The following is a 4,227-nucleotide window of genomic DNA, read 5'->3' as shown; positions in this document are numbered from 1 at the left end:
GAGTCGCGTAAATAATTAGAGTAACTTCGATCTTCCTAAACTTCTCTTAGAGAAAATTTTTCTCTGCAGAAAAACACAGAATAGTCTGTGGAAGCAAGGAAAAAGCAGAATCATAGTAGTCGTAGGGAACTCAAAACTAAACTGGAATGTTTCAGTATAATGGCCTACCAGGGCAAAGGTTAACAACCTTTACAAGGCGAAAGAGGAAAAATAAGTTTACAGAAATAACTTATTTAACCGCCGAATGCTTGGAAACTTGCTTGTTCGGTGGTGTGAGGGGCTTAGATTAATATCTAGTAATAGAAAAACGGTCTAATTCTATCTCGATCTAATTAAACCAGCAATGGTAAAAATAAATGAATGGAGTGAAGAAAATAATGAAAACAAATAAAATTATTGGAATAGATTTAGGAACTACAAACTCTTGTGTTTCTGTTATGGAAGGAAAAGAACCTAAAGTTATTACTAATGCAGAAGGCGGAAGAACTACTCCTTCAATTGTATCTTTTAAAGGAGAAGAAATTTTTGTAGGCGAAATAGCTAAAAGACAAATGTTAACAAATCCTAATACTGTTGTTTCAATTAAAAGACATATGGGAGAAAGTAATTTTACTGTTAATATAAATGGTAAAAAATATACTCCTCAAGAAATTAGTGCTATGATTTTAAGAAATTTAAAAAAACAAGCTGAAGAATATTTAGGACATTCTGTTACACAAGCTGTTATTACTGTTCCTGCTTACTTTAATGATGCTCAAAGACAAGCTACTAAAGATGCTGGTAGAATAGCTGGTTTAGAAGTAAAAAGAATTATTAATGAACCTACCGCTGCAGCTTTAGCTTATGGTTTAGATAAGAGCCAAAATAAAGAACAAAATATTTTAGTTTTTGATTTAGGGGGCGGTACTTTTGATGTTTCTATTTTAAATTTAGATGAAGGTAATTTTTCTGTTTTAGCTACTTCAGGTGATAATCATTTGGGTGGTGATGATTTTGATTATAAAATAGTTAATTTTTTAGTTAAAGAATTTAAAAAAGAACATGGAATTGATTTATCTAAAGATAGACAAGCTTCACAAAGATTAAAAGATGCAGCTGAAAAAGCTAAAAAAGAATTAAGTGGATTAACTTCTACTCAAATTTCTTTACCTTTTATTACTATGAGTAAATCTAGTGGTCCTCTTCATTTTGAATATAATTTAACTAGAGCAATTTTTAATGAGTTAACTCATGATTTAGTAGATCGTTGTTTGGTTCCTTTAAAAAGAGCTTTAAGTGATTCTAAATTAACTTCAGAAAAAATTGATCAAGTTCTTTTAGTAGGAGGATCTACTAGAATACCTGCTGTTCAAGAATTAGTAAAAAATGTATTAAATAAAAATGTTTTAAATAAAAGCATTAATCCTGATGAAGTAGTTGCTATGGGAGCTGCTATACAAGGAGCTATATTAACAGGAGATGTAGAAGATATTGTTCTTTTAGATGTTACTCCTATTTCTTTAGGTATTGAAACTTTAGGTAATGTTTTTACTAAGTTAATTGAGAGAAATACTACTATTCCTACTTCACAAAAGCAAATTTTTTCTACTGCTGAAGACAATCAAACTTCTGTAGATATTCACGTTTTACAAGGAGAAAGGCCATTAGCAAGTGAAAACAAATCTTTAGGAAGATTTCGTTTAGATAATATTCCTTCAGCTCCTCGTGGCGTACCACAAATACAAGTAACTTTTGATATTGATGTTAATGGTATTGTTTCTGTTAAAGCAACAGATTTAGGTACTAAAAAAGAACAAAAAATTGTTATTTCAGGTAGCAATTCTTTATCTGAAGAAGAAATTCAAAGAATGCTTAAAGAAGCTGAAGAAAACGCAGAATCTGATAATTTACAAAGAGAAAAAATTGATACTCGTAATGAAGCTAGCAATTTGATTTTTCAAACTAAAAAAACTTTAGTTTCTTTGAAAGATTCAATTACTCCTGAAGACAACAAAAAAATTGAAGAAGGCATAAAAGAATTAGAAGAAGCTTTAAAAACTGAAGATTATAAATTAATTAGAGAAAAACATGATTTCTTAGAAAAAGAAGCTCAACAAGTTGCTGTTAAAGCTTATCAAGCAGCTCAAGAAAAACAAAAAGAAAACCAAGAGCAAAACAATAATAAAGATAATAATAAAGAAAAAGATAATGTTGTTGATGCAGATTTTGAAGAAAAAAAATAATATTTTAAAATTATAAATATTATTAAAAACCAAGAAAAGAGTAATTGTCTCTTTTTTTGGTTTCTTTATTAAATTTAAAATTTTAATTTTAATATTTAAACCATTTTAGCAGGAGTTTATATTGTGAAAAAAACAAAAGATTACTATGAAATTTTAGGATTGTCAAAAAATGCTTCAGACGAAGACATTAAAAAAGCTTATAAACAACTTTCTAAAAAATATCATCCTGATGTTTCTAAAGATCCTAAATCAGAAGAAAAATTCAAGGAAGTTCAAGAGGCTTATCAAGTTTTAAAAGATCCAAATAAAAGAAGTAGTTATGATCGTTTTGGGAATTCTAATGGATATAATTTTCATCAAAGCGGATTTCAAGGTTTTGGTGGAGAGAATATGGAATTTGATTTTGGTGATATTTTTGAAAGTTTTTTTGGAAACAGACAACAAAAAAGTAATAGAAATAATTCCGATCATGTTCCTGAAGATAAACATATAGAATTATGTATTGATTTTATGGATTCGGTTTTAGGAGCAGAAAAAGAAATCAATTTTATTGTTGAAGAAGATTGTCATAAATGTCATGGTATAGGAGCTAGAAGTTCCAAAGATATTGAATTATGTAGTTATTGTGATGGAACTGGTTATATTACTGTTAATAAAAGAATTTTTTTAGGAAATATAACATCTCAACAAATTTGTCCTCAATGCAAAGGTCAAGGTAAAACTATTTTAAATAAATGTTATTTTTGTCAAGGAAAAAAAAGAGTTAAGAAAAACAAAAGAACTTTTTTTCATATACCTGCAGGAGTTGAAAAAGGTATGACTTTCAAATTAGAGCAACAAGGAGATGGTGGCCATTTAAATGCTCCTAATGGTGATTTATATATAGAAATTTCAATTAAAGATCATGAAATTTTTAAAAGAGAAAAACAAAATATAATTTCTACTGTTTCTATAACTTTTTACGAAGCTGCTTTAGGTACTGTCGTTAGAATTCCTACTATTTATGGAGAAATTGATTTAAAGATTCCTGAGGGCACTCAAGCTCAAACTAGTTTTAGAATTAGGAATAAAGGTGTTCCTTTTTTAAATTCTTCTTATAAAAAAGGAGATCATTATGTTATTGTTCAAATAACTATACCTAAACATTTAACTACTATGCAAAAAAATATTTTGAAACAATTTGCAGAATTAGATAAATTGAATAATAATAAAAAAAGTAAATCATGGTTTTTTAAATAAATTTTTTTCAAAAAAACTATTCTTCCAATATATTGTATTATAAAAAAAAATTTTATAATTTTATTTGTGATATTATATGTTTATGGAGAATAGTTTTTTTTTTAAAAAAAGATTCTAGAATCTAAAAAATAAAATTATATAAGTAAGGACAATATTAAAAAAATAAAATTATGATTTTAGTAAGTGCGTAAAATGATGCCTAATTATGAGTGATTTCACGCATCACGAATATTATGATGATATATTCCTTCATATTCTTGGCTTTTGAAACGAAAGAATGAAAAGTTACAGCAAAGAATAAAAGCGGGTTGAGGAGAAATTCATATCCAAAAAGATCACGCCAGAAGAATGACTCACACGGATAACCTTATTCAAAAAAGGCTAAATGCAATAAACGGTGTATGTAATATATAACTTAATAGAAATGAATTGTAACTATTAATTAAAGTTATTTGAAAATTTTGTTATTAGATTTTCAAAATTATCAGTGTTTTTTCAAAAAACATCATAGGTTTTTTTTAAACCTAACTTTAAACCTACCTGTATATATATGAAAAAAGTGATCTTCAATGTTATATAGATTGAAAATCACAAATCATAGAAGGTCTGCATACCTAAATGAGTTTTGCGTAAATAATTAGAGTAACTTTGATCTTCCTAAACTTCTCTCAGAGACAATCTTTCTCTGTAGAAAAACACAGAATAGTCTGCGGAAGCAAGGAAAAAGCAGAATCATAGTAGTCGTGAGTAATTCAAAGCTTCTTTT

General features: G+C 27.5%; 2 protein-coding genes. Both read left to right on the top strand.

Annotated features, from left to right (window positions below):
• Window positions 1-356: 356 nt before the first annotated feature.
• Window positions 357-2,222, top strand: coding sequence for a molecular chaperone DnaK (gene dnaK, locus ACHMP6_RS01645; protein ID WP_412097791.1), 1,866 nt, complete (start codon window positions 357-359; stop codon window positions 2,220-2,222).
• 123 nt (window positions 2,223-2,345) lie between these two features.
• On the top strand, window positions 2,346-3,461 hold the full coding sequence (gene dnaJ, locus ACHMP6_RS01640) for a molecular chaperone DnaJ (protein ID WP_412097790.1): 1,116 nt from the start codon (window positions 2,346-2,348) through the stop codon (window positions 3,459-3,461).
• The last annotated feature ends 766 nt before the right edge of the window (window positions 3,462-4,227 follow it).

The organism is Candidatus Phytoplasma palmae (genome assembly GCF_046896035.1).
GTDB lineage: Bacteria > Bacillota_I > Bacilli_A > Acholeplasmatales > Acholeplasmataceae > Phytoplasma > Phytoplasma palmae.
Note: the sequence above shows the minus strand (reverse complement) of the source record. Positions and strands in the feature narration are given on the sequence as shown.

Coding starts and splice junctions, on each gene's coding strand:
- dnaK (WP_412097791.1), top strand. CDS start 357: ATGAATGGAGTGAAGAAAATAATGAAAACAAATAAAATTATTGGAATA.